Raw genomic sequence first — 12,994 nt, forward strand, 5'->3', positions numbered from 1 at the left:
GATAAGTTTCAGCTGTCATGTTTCAATTTTCAGCTTGTTCCAGATTGTTAAAGAGCAAAATACTTCGCAGCATACTGTTGCCAGTACACTCTGAAGTATTGAAATACAGGACTATATGGTGGAGCTAAGCGGGATCGAACCGCTGACCTCCTGCGTGCAAGGCAGGCGCTCTCCCAGCTGAGCTATAGCCCCATACAGTCACGTGCAGTACCTTTTCCACTTCGAGAAGTGGTAGGCCTGAGTGGACTTGAACCACCGACCTCACCCTTATCAGGGGTGCGCTCTAACCACCTGAGCTACAAGCCTATAAAGGTATTTCTGCTCGTTACTTTTTCATCAGACAATCTGTGTGAGCACTTCACGCGAATCAATATCATTAGGTAAGGAGGTGATCCAACCGCAGGTTCCCCTACGGTTACCTTGTTACGACTTCACCCCAGTCATGAATCACAAAGTGGTAAGCGCCCTCCCGAAGGTTAAGCTACCTACTTCTTTTGCAACCCACTCCCATGGTGTGACGGGCGGTGTGTACAAGGCCCGGGAACGTATTCACCGTAGCATTCTGATCTACGATTACTAGCGATTCCGACTTCACGGAGTCGAGTTGCAGACTCCGATCCGGACTACGACGTACTTTATGAGGTCCGCTTGCTCTCGCGAGTTCGCTTCTCTTTGTATACGCCATTGTAGCACGTGTGTAGCCCTACTCGTAAGGGCCATGATGACTTGACGTCATCCCCACCTTCCTCCGGTTTATCACCGGCAGTCTCCTTTGAGTTCCCGCCATTACGCGCTGGCAACAAAGGATAAGGGTTGCGCTCGTTGCGGGACTTAACCCAACATTTCACAACACGAGCTGACGACAGCCATGCAGCACCTGTCTCAGAGTTCCCGAAGGCACTAAGCTATCTCTAGCGAATTCTCTGGATGTCAAGAGTAGGTAAGGTTCTTCGCGTTGCATCGAATTAAACCACATGCTCCACCGCTTGTGCGGGCCCCCGTCAATTCATTTGAGTTTTAACCTTGCGGCCGTACTCCCCAGGCGGTCGACTTAACGCGTTAGCTCCGGAAGCCACACCTCAAGGGCACAACCTCCAAGTCGACATCGTTTACAGCGTGGACTACCAGGGTATCTAATCCTGTTTGCTCCCCACGCTTTCGCACCTGAGCGTCAGTCTTTGTCCAGGGGGCCGCCTTCGCCACCGGTATTCCTCCAGATCTCTACGCATTTCACCGCTACACCTGGAATTCTACCCCCCTCTACAAGACTCTAGCTTGCCAGTTTCAAATGCAGTTCCCACGTTAAGCGCGGGGATTTCACATCTGACTTAACAAACCGCCTGCGTGCGCTTTACGCCCAGTAATTCCGATTAACGCTTGCACCCTCCGTATTACCGCGGCTGCTGGCACGGAGTTAGCCGGTGCTTCTTCTGCGAGTAACGTCAATGCAATGTGCTATTAACACACTACCCTTCCTCCTCGCTGAAAGTGCTTTACAACCCGAAGGCCTTCTTCACACACGCGGCATGGCTGCATCAGGCTTGCGCCCATTGTGCAATATTCCCCACTGCTGCCTCCCGTAGGAGTCTGGACCGTGTCTCAGTTCCAGTGTGGCTGGTCATCCTCTCAGACCAGCTAGGGATCGTCGCCTAGGTGAGCCATTACCCCACCTACTAGCTAATCCCATCTGGGCACATCTGATGGCATGAGGCCCGAAGGTCCCCCACTTTGGTCCGTAGACGTTATGCGGTATTAGCTACCGTTTCCAGTAGTTATCCCCCTCCATCAGGCAGTTTCCCAGACATTACTCACCCGTCCGCCGCTCGTCACCCAGGAGCAAGCTCCCTGTGCTACCGCTCGACTTGCATGTGTTAGGCCTGCCGCCAGCGTTCAATCTGAGCCATGATCAAACTCTTCAATTAAAAGCTTGATTTGCTTCAACTCGTGAAGCGATGCTCGAAAATTAACTTTCGTAATAATTCAACTAAATGAATTACTGCTTGGTCACTCTTCAAGACTTGATATTTTTTTGAACCCGAAGGTTCTGGATATCGTCTTGTGGAGTGCCCACACAGATTGTCTGATAAATTGTTAAAGAGCAGTGAGTTAGCCGCCGTAGCTTGCTATCTCGAGGTGGCGTATAATACGCTTTCCTCTTTCAGAGTCAACCCCTAAATTTCAGGATTTTTTCTCTTCGAACCCCGGAGACTCTGTGAAGTTGTTCACATGTTCCGTGTCGATGGAGGCGCATTATAGGGAGCCGGTTCAGAATGACAAGGATTAATATTCACTTTTTATCTGACAGCTCACTATTCATGCACAACGTCTATTAAACCCGCTTTTTGATGGCTTCTGGCAGGTCTGCCAGGCTATTTAGCACCCAATCCGCCAGTTTCTCACCTTGTTCAGTGACCGGCTTACCGGTGCGCACCAGAACTTTAGTACCGACACCTGCCGCTATTGCCGCCTGCATATCTTCCGGTTTGTCACCCACCATATAAGAAGCGGCCATATCAATGTTCAATTCTTGCTGCGCTTGCAACAGCATGCCCGGCTCAGGTTTACGGCAGTCGCATGTCTGGCGGTACTCTTCTATTACTGCTTCAGGATGATGCGGACAGAAATAGATACCGTCCAGGTCAACATCGCGATCGGCCAGCGACCAATCCATCCACTCCGTCAGGTACATAAATTGGTCTTCGCTGAACTTGCCACGCGCAATGCCAGACTGGTTGGTCACCAATACTAAAGCAAAGCCCATCTTTTTAAGTTCGCGACAGGCGTCGATCACGCCATCTATAAAGTGGAAATTATCGATTTCATGGACGTAGCCATGATCGACATTAATCGTGCCGTCACGATCGAGGAAAATTGCTGGAACGCTTTGTGTCACCGGTTTGCTCCTGAGGGCCTGAAAACCCGGACAGTATCGCATGTTTTACCCGGTACTGAGAACGGCAGAGAACAGCGTTGATCGTTGACTTAGACGTCTAGACGCCTTAACATCTGATTTATACCTTGGTCCACGCCAAGGTTTACTTTTATCTAGCCACGGGCAACCACGCTAAAATAAGAAGAATATGATTAAACTTTCTAACATCACCAAAGTGTTCCAGCAGGGTTCGCGCACCATTAGCGCGCTCTCTGACGTGACTCTTCACGTCCCTGCCGGGCAAATTTATGGCGTTATCGGTGCATCAGGCGCCGGTAAAAGTACGCTGATCCGCTGCGCCAACATGCTTGAGCGCCCGACTTCCGGCCAGGTGTTGGTTGACGGACAGGATCTGACCTCGCTGTCTGAAAGCGAACTGACACGCGCACGCCGCCAAATCGGCATGATCTTCCAACACTTCAACCTGCTTTCTTCCCGCACGGTATTTGGCAACGTTGCGCTGCCGCTGGAGCTGGACAACACCCCACGGGCTGAAATCAAAAAGCGCGTAACCGAATTGCTGGAACTGGTCGGGTTGTCGGACAAACACGACGCCTACCCGGCCAATCTGTCCGGCGGCCAGAAGCAACGCGTGGCGATTGCCCGTGCGCTGGCAAGCCAACCGAAAGTCCTGCTGTGTGACGAAGCCACCAGCGCATTGGATCCAGCCACTACCCGTTCCATTCTGGAACTGCTGAAAGACATTAATCGTCGTCTCGGCCTGACCATCCTGTTGATCACCCATGAAATGGACGTGGTGAAACGCATCTGCGATCAGGTTGCGGTCATCAGCCAGGGGCAGTTGATTGAAAAAGACAGCGTCAGCGAAGTGTTCTCTCATCCGAAAACGCCGTTGGCCCAGCAGTTCATTCAATCCACATTGCATCTGGATATCCCCGATGATTATGCCAAGCGTCTGGCTCCGGAACGCAGCGGTGGCCGTCAGCCGCTGTTGCGTTTGGAATTCACCGGCCAGTCCGTTGATGCGCCGCTGCTGTCAGAAGCGGCTCGCCGTTTCAACGTCAACAACAATATCATCAGCGCCCAGATGGATTACGCCGGCGGCGTTAAATTCGGCGTGATGCTGGCAGAGCTGCACGGCAGCGATGAAGATGCGCTGGCAACGATTAAGTTCCTGCAGGAAAATCAGGTAAAAGTAGAGGTTCTGGGTTATGTCTGAGGCAATGATTTGGCTAATGGCGCGCGGCGTGTGGGAAACCGTCATGATGACCTTTGTCTCCGGCTTCTTCGGTTTCGTACTTGGCTTGCCGGTTGGTGTGCTGTTGTATGTGACTCGCCCGGGGCAAATCGCCGCCAACAATACGCTATACAGGACGCTGTCCGGGTTAGTGAACGTGTTCCGTTCCATTCCGTTCATTATCCTGCTGGTGTGGATGATTCCCTTTACGCGGATGATCGTCGGTACCTCTATCGGCCTGCAGGCGGCTATCGTGCCGCTGACGGTCGGCGCAGCGCCCTTTATCGCCCGTATGGTAGAAAACGCCCTGCTGGAGATCCCTTCTGGCCTGGTGGAAGCTGCCCGCGCAATGGGCGCAACCCCGATGCAAATCATCAAAAAGGTACTGCTGCCGGAAGCCCTGCCGGGCCTGGTCAATGCTGCCACCATCACCTTGATCACGTTGGTGGGTTACTCCGCCATGGGCGGTGCGGTAGGTGCCGGCGGGCTGGGGCAGATCGGTTATCAGTACGGTTATATAGGTTATAACGCCACAGTAATGAATACCGTATTAGTATTACTGGTGGTGCTGGTCTATCTGATTCAGTTCTGCGGTGATCGGATCGTCAAAGCCGTCACCCATAAATAGTTTTTACAGCAACTGCGCTCACACAGCGTATTTCAAATGCGAGTCTAATGAGGAAGGGATATGTCGTTAAAATTTAAATCCATCGCGGCAATCGGCGCACTGATCGGTACTCTGGCTCTGGCAGGCTGCGGTCAGGAAGAAAAAGATCCGAACCATATCAAAATCGGCGTCATTGTCGGTGCTGAGCAGCAGGTTGCTGAAATCGCGCAAAAAGTGGCGAAAGAAAAATACGGTCTGGACGTCGAACTGGTGACCTTCAACGACTACGTGCTGCCGAACGAAGCACTGAGTAAAGGCGACATCGATTTGAACGCCTTCCAGCACAAACCGTATCTGGATCAGCAGATCAAAGATCGCGGCTATAAGTTGGTACCGGTCGGCAACACCTTCGTTTACCCGATTGCCGGTTACTCCAAGAAGATCAAATCTCTGGACGAACTGAAAGACGGTTCTCAGGTTGCGCTGCCAAACGATCCCACCAATCTGGGCCGCTCCCTGCTGCTGCTGCAGAAGGTTAACCTGATCAAACTGAAAGACGGTGTTGGCCTGCTGCCAACCGTGCTGGACGTGACTGAAAACCCGAAAAACCTGAAGCTGGTCGAGCTGGAAGCGCCGCAACTGCCACGCTCGCTGGACGATCAGCAAATCGCGCTGGCGGTGATCAACACCACTTACGCCAGCCAGATTGGCCTGACACCGGCAAAAGACGGCCTGTTTGTTGAAGATAAAGATTCACCTTACGTGAACCTGCTGGTTGCCCGCGAAGACAATAAAGACGCGGAAAACGTGAAGAAATTCGTTCAGGCCTATCAGTCTGACGAAGTGAACGAAGCAGCCAACAAAATCTTTAACGGTGGTGCAGTTAAAGGCTGGTAATCATTAATTACCGAATTTATTCCTATAATTGCAAGACGGGCTCCGGCCCGTCAGACACTGTTAATAAAATCCTTTGCGACTAATGCAACCATTTAGTACTAATAAAAACAAAGGATTATATTCTCTGCATTACCCCAAACACCCGAAAACCACGTTTTTCGGGTGTTTGTCAGAAATCTAGACGGGCTCCGGCCCGTCTTGTTATTTCCACCATAGATTGCTTCAATAGCGCCACTCACATATTCCATCAAGGCAGAGGAATCTCAATGCGTGCTTTACCTCTCTGTTTGTTAGCGCTCGCGCTTGCAGGGTGTTCGTCGCAGCGTTTCGCGCCACCTTCAACAAGCAGCACCAGCAAACCGGTCTCGACCACACCAGCAAAAACCACGCCAGCAGCACGTCCGGCACCGGTTAAACTGTACAAAAGTGCAGAAGAATTAGTAGGTAAGCCATTCCGCGATCTGGGTGAAGTCTCCGGCGAATCTTGCCAGACGACAGTACAGGATTCCCCACCTAATCTGGCCACCGCCCGTAAGCGTATGCAAATTCGCGCGTCCTACATGAAGGCCAATGCCGTGCTGCTGCATGACTGCCAGATTGTCAGCGGCGTTGCCGGCTGTTACCAACAGGCCATTTGCCAGGGCTCTGCGCTTAACGTTTCGTCCAAATGACCGAGTTTGTTTTCAATCAGATCGGCACTATTCGTTCACCGTATAAAGAAAAATTCGCCGTACCCCGCCAGCCGGGGTTAGTCGAAGACGGTGGCGGCGAACTGGTGCTGCTGCCTCCTTATAACCAGCCGGAAGCAATACGCGGCCTTAGCGACTTCAGCCATCTTTGGGTAATGTTCATTTTCCATCAAACCCTGGAAGGTGGCTGGCGGCCAACCGTTCGCCCTCCTCGTCTGGGCGGTAATGCCCGGATGGGCGTCTTCGCAACCCGCTCGACCTTTCGCCCCAACCCGCTCGGCATGTCGCTGATCGAATTAAAAGGCGTGCGCATTCAAGGCGCTGAGGTAGTACTGGAATTAGGCAGTCTCGATCTGGTTGACGGCACGCCGGTGGTAGATATCAAACCTTACCTGCCGTTTGCCGAAAGCCAGCCGCAGGCACGCGCCGGATTTGCCCAAGCCGCACCAGCCGGCGATATGCCGGTGAGCTTTACGGCCGAGGCGGAACAGCAGTTGCTGCAACATCAGCAGCGTTATCCGCAGCTTCGTCGGTTTATCACTCAGGTGCTGGCTCAGGATCCGCGTCCGGCTTACCGCAAGGGGCAACAGGCGGAACGGGATTATGCCGTCTGGCTGCTGGATTTCAACGTGCGCTGGCGGGTGGTGGATCAGCAAACCGAGGTGTTGTCACTCGACCTGCGTTAAAATTCCACCGTCTCTCTTTTGACAACCTGCTCGCACTGGTAAACTAAATCACTTTCGAAAATTTTGGCTGCCCTACTACTGGCAGCCGGTTGCAATTTGCAGTTCTAACGGAACCAAAACACCATGCGTACTAGCCAATATCTGCTCTCCACTCTGAAGGAGACACCTGCCGATGCCGAAGTGATCAGCCACCAGCTGATGCTGCGCGCCGGGATGATTCGCAAGCTTGCCTCCGGTCTTTATACCTGGTTGCCTACCGGCCTGCGCGTTCTGAAAAAGGTTGAAAACATCGTTCGCGAAGAAATGAACAATGCTAACGCGATCGAAGTTTGCATGCCGGTAGTACAGCCTGCCGATCTGTGGCAGGAAAGTGGCCGTTGGGAGCAGTACGGTCCTGAACTGCTGCGCTTTGTCGATCGCGGCGATCGCCCATTCGTACTGGGTCCAACGCACGAAGAAGTGATCACCGATCTGATCCGCAACGAAATCAGCTCTTACAAGCAACTTCCGCTGAACTTCTTCCAGATTCAGACCAAGTTCCGCGATGAAGTCCGCCCTCGTTTCGGCGTGATGCGTTCGCGTGAATTCCTGATGAAGGACGCGTACTCGTTCCATACCTCGCAGGAATCTCTGCAGGCGACTTACGATGCGATGTACGAAGCCTACAGCAAAATCTTCAGCCGCATGGGTCTGGACTTCCGTGCGGTGGATGCCGATACCGGCTCTATCGGCGGTAGCGCCTCACACGAGTTCCAGGTACTGGCCGACAGCGGTGAAGACGATATCGTGTTTTCCACCGGTTCCGACTTTGCTGCCAATATCGAACTGGCAGAAGCGGTTGCCCCGGCTCAGCCACGTGCCGCAGCCAGCGAAGAACTGCGCATTGTAGATACGCCGAATGCCAAGACCATCGCCGAGCTGGTAGAGCAATTCCAACTGCCTATCGAGAAAACGGTCAAAACGCTGCTGGTTCGCGCTAAAGAAGAAAGTGGCCACAAGCTGGTTGCTCTGCTGGTGCGTGGCGATCACGAACTGAATGAAGTGAAAGCCGAGAAGCTGCCACAGGTTGCCGTTCCACTGACCTTCGCCACCGAAGAAGAGATCCGCGCCATCGTTGGTGCAGGCCCGGGTTCACTCGGCCCGGTCAATCTGCAGGTTCCGGTCGTAGCCGACCGCAGCGTCGCAGCGATGAGCGATTTTGGCGCCGGTGCCAACATTGACGGTAAACACTACTTCGGTATCAACTGGGAGCGTGATTTGCCGCTGCCACAGCAGGTTGCTGATATCCGTAACGTGGTCGATGGCGATACCAGCCCGGACGGTAAAGGGACATTGCTGATCAAACGCGGTATCGAAGTCGGCCATATCTTCCAACTCGGCACCAAGTACTCTGAAGCAATGAAGGCGACGGTTCAGGGCGAAGACGGCCGTAATCAGGTCCTGACCATGGGCTGCTACGGTATTGGGGTCACTCGCGTGGTGGCTGCAGCTATCGAACAGAATCATGACGATCGCGGCATCATCTGGCCAGATGCTATCGCCCCGTTCCAGGTCGCCATTCTGCCAATGAATATGCACAAGTCCTTCCGCGTGCAGGCGCTGGCGGAAGAGCTGTACAACACCCTGCGTTCCCATGGCATCGACGTGATCCTCGATGACCGTAAAGAACGTCCAGGCGTGATGTTCGCGGATATGGAACTGATTGGCGTGCCGCACTCTATCGTTATCGGCGACCGTAACCTCGACAGCGAAGAGATTGAGTACAAAAACCGCCGTGTCGGCGAGAAGCAAATGATCAAAACCGGCGAAATCGTTGATTTCCTGCTGGGGCAGATCAAACGCTGATCCGCAGAGACAGAAAGCAAAAACCCGCCTAGGCGGGTTTTTTTATGGTCGTTATTTGCTGTCGCAATTTTTGCTGCGGTCGAAAACGAGTTTACCGTCCGGCACCAGCGCCTTTTCAGTCTGCCCTTCTTCCATTGACGGCTGAACACTGAAGTGGCCATTCAACGTCAGGAAGACCGGTTCACCCGGCGTTTTGTAGGCTTTGGCATACCCTTGTTCCAACGCAATGGTATTGTCTACCGGGAACGTCTTGCCCGTGGCGCAGTCTTTAAACACCGCCGCATCCGCCATGTAGGTGTAGCTGCCTTTCAGCGCCATCGGCGTTTTAGGCAAGGCTTTCTCTACCGGATCCAGACGATAATTCAATTTGGACTCGATAATCGCACCGCTTTGATCCAGCATTTCCAGGCTCTTGCCTGCGGGCCGGAAATAGCGTTTGTCGCCACGGCTGTCCGTCAGCACCAGCTTATCGGCGGTTCGTGCCCACTTACCGTAGTCAGCGAAAGTCTGGTCGCCGTCTTTGGTATCACGATAGGTTTCCTGCAGCACGAAAGTGCCGTCTTCATCCAGGAACAGCGAAGTATCCAGGCCGCCGCAGTCTGCACAAGGCAACACGCCCTGATAACTTTGCTGCATTGCCTGAAGAGGCTGTTCCTTTGGCTGATACTGATTATTACATCCCAATAATGAGAGTGCCCCTGCCGCTAAAAACAGGGCTATTGTTATTTTCTTCACAGCTATTCTCCTACTGTGTCCATGTATCCTTAAGTGCGGATTTTGCCGCGCAGCGCTTTCGTTGCGCCTTTACGTACTTTGCCTTCCAGCCGACGTAATTTAGCCCCTTTCGTGGGCTTGGTCGCTCTGCGCGCTTTTTCCACCACCATCGCCTGCTGAATCAGCGCCACCAATCTGGCCAACGCCGCCTCACGGTTTAATTCCTGGCTGCGATATTCCTGCGCTTTAATAATCACCACCCCATCGGCGGTAATTAAATGATTATTCAGGGCCAGCAGCCTTTCCTTATAATACTCTGGCAGGCTGGATGCCCGGATGTCAAAGCGCAAATGGATGGCCGTTGAGGCTTTGTTCACGTGCTGGCCACCCGCACCCTGCGCGCGGATCGCCGTCAATTCCAGCTCGTTATCCGGTATGGCAACGCTTCTCGACAGTTCCAGCACCGATCACACCTGCGCCTGTTGCCATTCGGCAAATTGGATTTCCAGACTATTCTGAGCGTCAGAAAGCCAGATAGTTCCCTCTTGGAGTGTGGCCTGCAACGTCATATTACGGCTGGCCAAGGCCGCCAGCTTGCTTAATTGTTCATCATCCAGGAAACGGATGCTTAGGTTTTTGTGGTTTGCCACTTTGCTCTGCATCGATTGCCACCATACGTGGCCGGCACGTTCCCCGTAGGCGTAAAGCACCACTCGCGGAGACTGATTACAGGCTTTCTTGATGCGCTTCTCATCAGGCAGACCCATTTCGATCCACATTTCCAGCCCGTTATGGTCATTACGCTGCCAGATTTCCGGTTCATCTTCAGCACTCAGGCCTTTGGTGAATACCAGGCGCTCGTCGGCGTGGCAAATCCAGGCCAGCAGGCGCAGCATCATGCGCTGTTCGGTTTCGGAAGGGTGTTGGGCCAGGGTAAGCGTGGCGTCGTGGTAGAAATGACGATCCATATCAGCGATATTGACCGTGGCTTTATAAATGGTAGCTTTCAGCGCCATGGGTGACCTCATAATTATCAGGCGACAGTGTACTTGATTTGGCCCAACCGCTGCCAGGCAAAGCGCAGTGCGAAAGCCGCGCGCAGGTGCTAATAACTCCAGAATAGCTGTGCTATAGTCGTCTAGGATAGAGTCAAGCTCCGAGAGCCTGCGCCTCATCGCTAAAGGGTTTCGATGACGCAGAGGTTCTTAAGGGAGGAAACTGTGCAACAATACTGTGAGTTAGTACGCCGTTTTTACGCCGAGATTGGCAGTGGTGATCGCGGCTACGTGCCTGATGCGTTAGCATGTGTATTAAAGGCATTGGACGAAGTTGCTGCGGATAACGCGCTACCGTCCTCCGTTAGGGAACAGGCGGCTTTTGCTGCCGCTAACTTATTGGTGAGCGACTATGTTGATGAATGATGAGTACCAATCCATCAATTGCGATGACTATGAAAGCCTGGAACTCGCCTGTCAGCATAACTACATACTGAAGCTGGAGTTACGCGACGGAGATAAACTCGAAGGCAAAGCCACCGAGCTGAAATTTACCAAGGGCGTTGAGTATCTGATTATCGATCAGGCCGGCAATGCTCTCAGCTTGCGTCTGGATCACATCCTCAGTTTCAGTCATCCGGAAATCGGTACCGTGGTCGTCAGCCTGTCTGACTGATTTTTCGGTAACGCCATCCCAACAGGGCAGCCCAACGGCTGCCCTCGTCATTTAGAGCTTCAGGCTGGTTAGGGTTTAAGGCTGGCATAGTAAGCTGCCAGATCGGCAATATCGTCATCGGACAGCGCTGAAACATAGGCTTTCATCACCTCTGCCTGGCCACCGTTACGTTCGCCTTTCTTATAAGCCTGCAGCGCATGCTCCAGGTACATGGCGTTTTGCCCAGCCAGATTAGGATACATTGGCACCGAGACCTTCCCTTCGGCGCCGTGGCATGCCATGCAACTGGCGGATTTATCCTTGCCTGCCGCCGCATCCCCCGCCGCCATGGCCGGCAAACTGCACAAACCAACCAACACCGCTATTGCGCTCACAAATTTCATCATTGCTCCTTACGCTCTTATTATTTTTTACGCCACTGCAGCCGCAGGGGTTGCTGCCCCTCGGCGGGTTGTCCGGCCTCACTGACAAAAACGCCCAGCGCCGCGATAAGTTGGTCATCATAATAGATCAAAGGAGTACGCTCACGCTGCCACGGTGGAATACCCAACTCTTGCCACAGTTTTTTGATCGGCCGGGAATGCGTGCGCCCCAGGATGCGGAGCTTGCCCTGAGCGCTAAAGCGAACGCTCACTTTTTGCAGTGGCTGCGGAGCGCGCAGGACAATATCGCCTTCCCCACTCACCAGCTCACCCAGGCCATCCGGCAATATCAGCGGCTCTGTCAACGACCACTCCAGGCAGGTTTGACGCAGATCGGCCATCAATGGCAACAGGTATAGGCGCCGACGGAAACGGCGGATCTGATATTGCCCCAGCTGTAGCTGAGGTTCGGCATCTTCACGGCTGAGCGCCACTTCGTCCCACAGACGCTGCAACTGTTCGCGTGAGGGCATGCTTGCGCCACATCCTGCGATCCAACGGCGTAACAAAGCAAAACGTCGGGCCGGCGAGCATCCCAACAAACCGTCAATCGCCAGCGCACTTTCTTCATCGAGCAGCGAGTGCAACTGCTCTGCCAGCAGCTCATTCAACAGTTGCTCTTGCTCAGCACACAGGCTGGCACTACGCGCCGTCGCAGCGGCAAAATGCGGCCAGCGCTGATTCAACAGTGGCAATACCTGCAGGCGCAGAAAATTGCGATCGAAGCGCGAGTCCTGGTTACTGTCATCTTCAATCCAACTGAGCTGATGCTGCTGGGCATAGGCTTCCAACTGCTGCCGGGTACTGCCCAGCAATGGGCGTAACAAGCCGTTATTTCCCAATGAGGTTTGCGCAGCCATTGCCGACAGGCCCGCCGGGCCGCTGCCGCGCTTTAACGCCAAAAGAAAGGTTTCACATTGATCGTCAAGGTGTTGCGCGGTGAGCAAGGTTTCATCCACGGCCAGCGTGGCAGCAAAAGCGGAATAGCGCGCCGCCCGGGCCGCGGCTTCGATGCCGTCCTGACGGCCGTCAACCTGCACATATTGCACCACCAATGGCAGTTGCCAGGCGGCACATTGTTGGCGACAGTGCTCTACCCACCGATCGGCAAAAGAACTCAGGCCGTGGTGCACGTGCACCGCGCGTAGCTGCAACTCCGGCAGCTGTTGACGCAACTGCACCAGCAAGTGCAGCAGTACGCTGGAATCCAGCCCGCCGCTGAATGCCACCAGCAAGTGCCGGCGCGCTCCCAGCTGACGGGCTAGCTGTCCAGATAATTGATTGCTATTCATTGATTAGGCTTAATAACGTCCAGATAGCTGCACGTTACCCC

14 protein-coding genes, 2 tRNA genes and 1 rRNA gene are annotated in these 12,994 nt (G+C 53.6%); 8 read left to right on the forward strand and 9 right to left on the reverse strand.

Annotation, left to right across the window (positions count from 1 at the left end; genetic code table 11):
* Window positions 1–116: 116 nt before the first annotated feature.
* From H0S68_RS19440 to gmhB, 4 genes are all read right to left on the reverse strand, one after another.
* Window positions 117–192 (reverse strand) — tRNA-Ala (locus tag H0S68_RS19440).
* A 37-nt stretch (window positions 193–229) separates the two neighbouring features.
* Window positions 230–306: transfer RNA gene (locus H0S68_RS19445), tRNA-Ile, on the reverse strand.
* A gap of 75 nt (window positions 307–381) precedes the next feature.
* A 16S ribosomal RNA gene (locus tag H0S68_RS19450) occupies window positions 382–1,922 on the reverse strand.
* 407 nt (window positions 1,923–2,329) lie between these two features.
* The gene (gene gmhB, locus H0S68_RS19455; RefSeq protein WP_048759140.1) at window positions 2,330–2,893 is read right to left on the reverse strand and encodes a D-glycero-beta-D-manno-heptose 1,7-bisphosphate 7-phosphatase; all 564 of its coding nucleotides are present in this window, start codon (window positions 2,891–2,893) and stop codon (window positions 2,330–2,332) included.
* A 187-nt stretch (window positions 2,894–3,080) separates the two neighbouring features.
* Here gmhB and metN point away from each other — a divergent pair, with 187 nt between their 5' ends.
* From metN to proS, 6 genes are all read left to right on the forward strand, one after another.
* Window positions 3,081–4,112, forward strand: coding sequence for a methionine ABC transporter ATP-binding protein MetN (gene metN / locus H0S68_RS19460; protein ID WP_020828330.1), 1,032 nt, complete (start codon window positions 3,081–3,083; stop codon window positions 4,110–4,112).
* Window positions 4,105–4,758 carry a methionine ABC transporter permease MetI gene (locus tag H0S68_RS19465; RefSeq protein WP_020828331.1) on the forward strand — a complete coding sequence of 218 codons (654 nt, stop codon included), beginning with the start codon at window positions 4,105–4,107 and terminating at the stop codon, window positions 4,756–4,758. The genes metN and H0S68_RS19465 overlap by 8 nt, the downstream gene beginning before the upstream one ends.
* Before the next feature lie 60 nt (window positions 4,759–4,818).
* Window positions 4,819–5,634 carry a MetQ/NlpA family lipoprotein gene (locus tag H0S68_RS19470; protein WP_020828332.1) on the forward strand — a complete coding sequence of 272 codons (816 nt, stop codon included), beginning with the start codon at window positions 4,819–4,821 and terminating at the stop codon, window positions 5,632–5,634.
* Between the two features lie 266 nt (window positions 5,635–5,900).
* Window positions 5,901–6,305 (forward strand): Rcs stress response system protein RcsF, encoded by a 405-nt coding sequence (rcsF, locus tag H0S68_RS19475; RefSeq protein ID WP_020828333.1) that lies wholly within the window; start codon window positions 5,901–5,903, stop codon window positions 6,303–6,305.
* Window positions 6,302–7,009 carry a tRNA (N6-threonylcarbamoyladenosine(37)-N6)-methyltransferase TrmO gene (gene tsaA / locus H0S68_RS19480; RefSeq protein WP_020828334.1) on the forward strand — a complete coding sequence of 236 codons (708 nt, stop codon included), beginning with the start codon at window positions 6,302–6,304 and terminating at the stop codon, window positions 7,007–7,009. Before rcsF ends, tsaA begins: the two co-directional genes overlap by 4 nt.
* 123 nt (window positions 7,010–7,132) lie before the next feature.
* Window positions 7,133–8,854: a proline--tRNA ligase gene (gene proS / locus H0S68_RS19485; RefSeq protein ID WP_046372784.1), complete on the forward strand. Its 1,722-nt coding sequence runs from the start codon at window positions 7,133–7,135 to the stop codon at window positions 8,852–8,854.
* Window positions 8,855–8,905: 51 nt separating this feature from the next.
* On the opposite strand, the gene nlpE is transcribed toward proS, so the two are convergent.
* Genes nlpE through H0S68_RS19500 form a run of 3 tightly spaced genes read right to left on the reverse strand, consistent with a single transcriptional unit; the run spans window position 8,906 to window position 10,584 of the window.
* On the reverse strand, window positions 8,906–9,589 hold the full coding sequence (gene nlpE, locus H0S68_RS19490) for an envelope stress response activation lipoprotein NlpE (RefSeq protein ID WP_041414885.1): 684 nt from the start codon (window positions 9,587–9,589) through the stop codon (window positions 8,906–8,908).
* A 29-nt stretch (window positions 9,590–9,618) separates the two neighbouring features.
* A complete protein-coding gene (gene arfB / locus H0S68_RS19495) occupies window positions 9,619–10,032 on the reverse strand; it encodes an alternative ribosome rescue aminoacyl-tRNA hydrolase ArfB (protein ID WP_046372783.1) in 414 nt (137 codons plus the stop codon).
* 3 nt (window positions 10,033–10,035) lie between these two features.
* Window positions 10,036–10,584, reverse strand: coding sequence for a YaeQ family protein (locus H0S68_RS19500; RefSeq protein WP_020828338.1), 549 nt, complete (start codon window positions 10,582–10,584; stop codon window positions 10,036–10,038).
* 204 nt (window positions 10,585–10,788) lie between these two features.
* Between H0S68_RS19500 and H0S68_RS19505 the strand changes: the two genes are divergently transcribed.
* Entirely contained in the window at window positions 10,789–10,989 is a 201-nt protein-coding gene (locus H0S68_RS19505; RefSeq protein ID WP_041415645.1) for a YaeP family protein, read from the forward strand.
* Window positions 10,982–11,239, forward strand: coding sequence for a Rho-binding antiterminator (gene rof, locus H0S68_RS19510; protein ID WP_230090436.1), 258 nt, complete (start codon window positions 10,982–10,984; stop codon window positions 11,237–11,239). The genes H0S68_RS19505 and rof overlap by 8 nt, the downstream gene beginning before the upstream one ends.
* Window positions 11,240–11,307: 68 nt before the next feature.
* Here the strand turns inward: rof and H0S68_RS19515 are convergent, their stop codons facing one another.
* Window positions 11,308–11,625, reverse strand: coding sequence for a c-type cytochrome (locus tag H0S68_RS19515; protein ID WP_162838000.1), 318 nt, complete (start codon window positions 11,623–11,625; stop codon window positions 11,308–11,310).
* A gap of 17 nt (window positions 11,626–11,642) precedes the next feature.
* On the reverse strand, window positions 11,643–12,953 hold the full coding sequence (tilS, locus tag H0S68_RS19520; RefSeq protein ID WP_217331854.1) for a tRNA lysidine(34) synthetase TilS: 1,311 nt from the start codon (window positions 12,951–12,953) through the stop codon (window positions 11,643–11,645).
* Window positions 12,954–12,994 lie beyond the last annotated feature (41 nt).

This window comes from Serratia sp. AXJ-M (genome assembly GCF_046531865.1).
GTDB classification, from domain to species: domain Bacteria; phylum Pseudomonadota; class Gammaproteobacteria; order Enterobacterales; family Enterobacteriaceae; genus Serratia; species Serratia liquefaciens.

Excerpts from the sequence above, each read along its gene's own strand:
- H0S68_RS19465 (WP_020828331.1), top strand. The coding sequence starts at position 4,105 with ATGTCTGAGGCAATGATTTGGCTAATGGCGCGCGGCGTGTGGGAAACC.
- rof (WP_230090436.1), top strand. The coding sequence starts at position 10,982 with ATGAATGATGAGTACCAATCCATCAATTGCGATGACTATGAAAGCCTG.
- rcsF (WP_020828333.1), top strand. The coding sequence starts at position 5,901 with ATGCGTGCTTTACCTCTCTGTTTGTTAGCGCTCGCGCTTGCAGGGTGT.
- H0S68_RS19515 (WP_162838000.1), bottom strand. The coding sequence starts at position 11,625 with ATGATGAAATTTGTGAGCGCAATAGCGGTGTTGGTTGGTTTGTGCAGT.
- H0S68_RS19470 (WP_020828332.1), top strand. The coding sequence starts at position 4,819 with ATGTCGTTAAAATTTAAATCCATCGCGGCAATCGGCGCACTGATCGGT.
- tsaA (WP_020828334.1), top strand. The coding sequence starts at position 6,302 with ATGACCGAGTTTGTTTTCAATCAGATCGGCACTATTCGTTCACCGTAT.
- metN (WP_020828330.1), top strand. The coding sequence starts at position 3,081 with ATGATTAAACTTTCTAACATCACCAAAGTGTTCCAGCAGGGTTCGCGC.
- tilS (WP_217331854.1), bottom strand. The coding sequence starts at position 12,953 with ATGAATAGCAATCAATTATCTGGACAGCTAGCCCGTCAGCTGGGAGCG.
- proS (WP_046372784.1), top strand. The coding sequence starts at position 7,133 with ATGCGTACTAGCCAATATCTGCTCTCCACTCTGAAGGAGACACCTGCC.
- H0S68_RS19500 (WP_020828338.1), bottom strand. The coding sequence starts at position 10,584 with ATGGCGCTGAAAGCTACCATTTATAAAGCCACGGTCAATATCGCTGAT.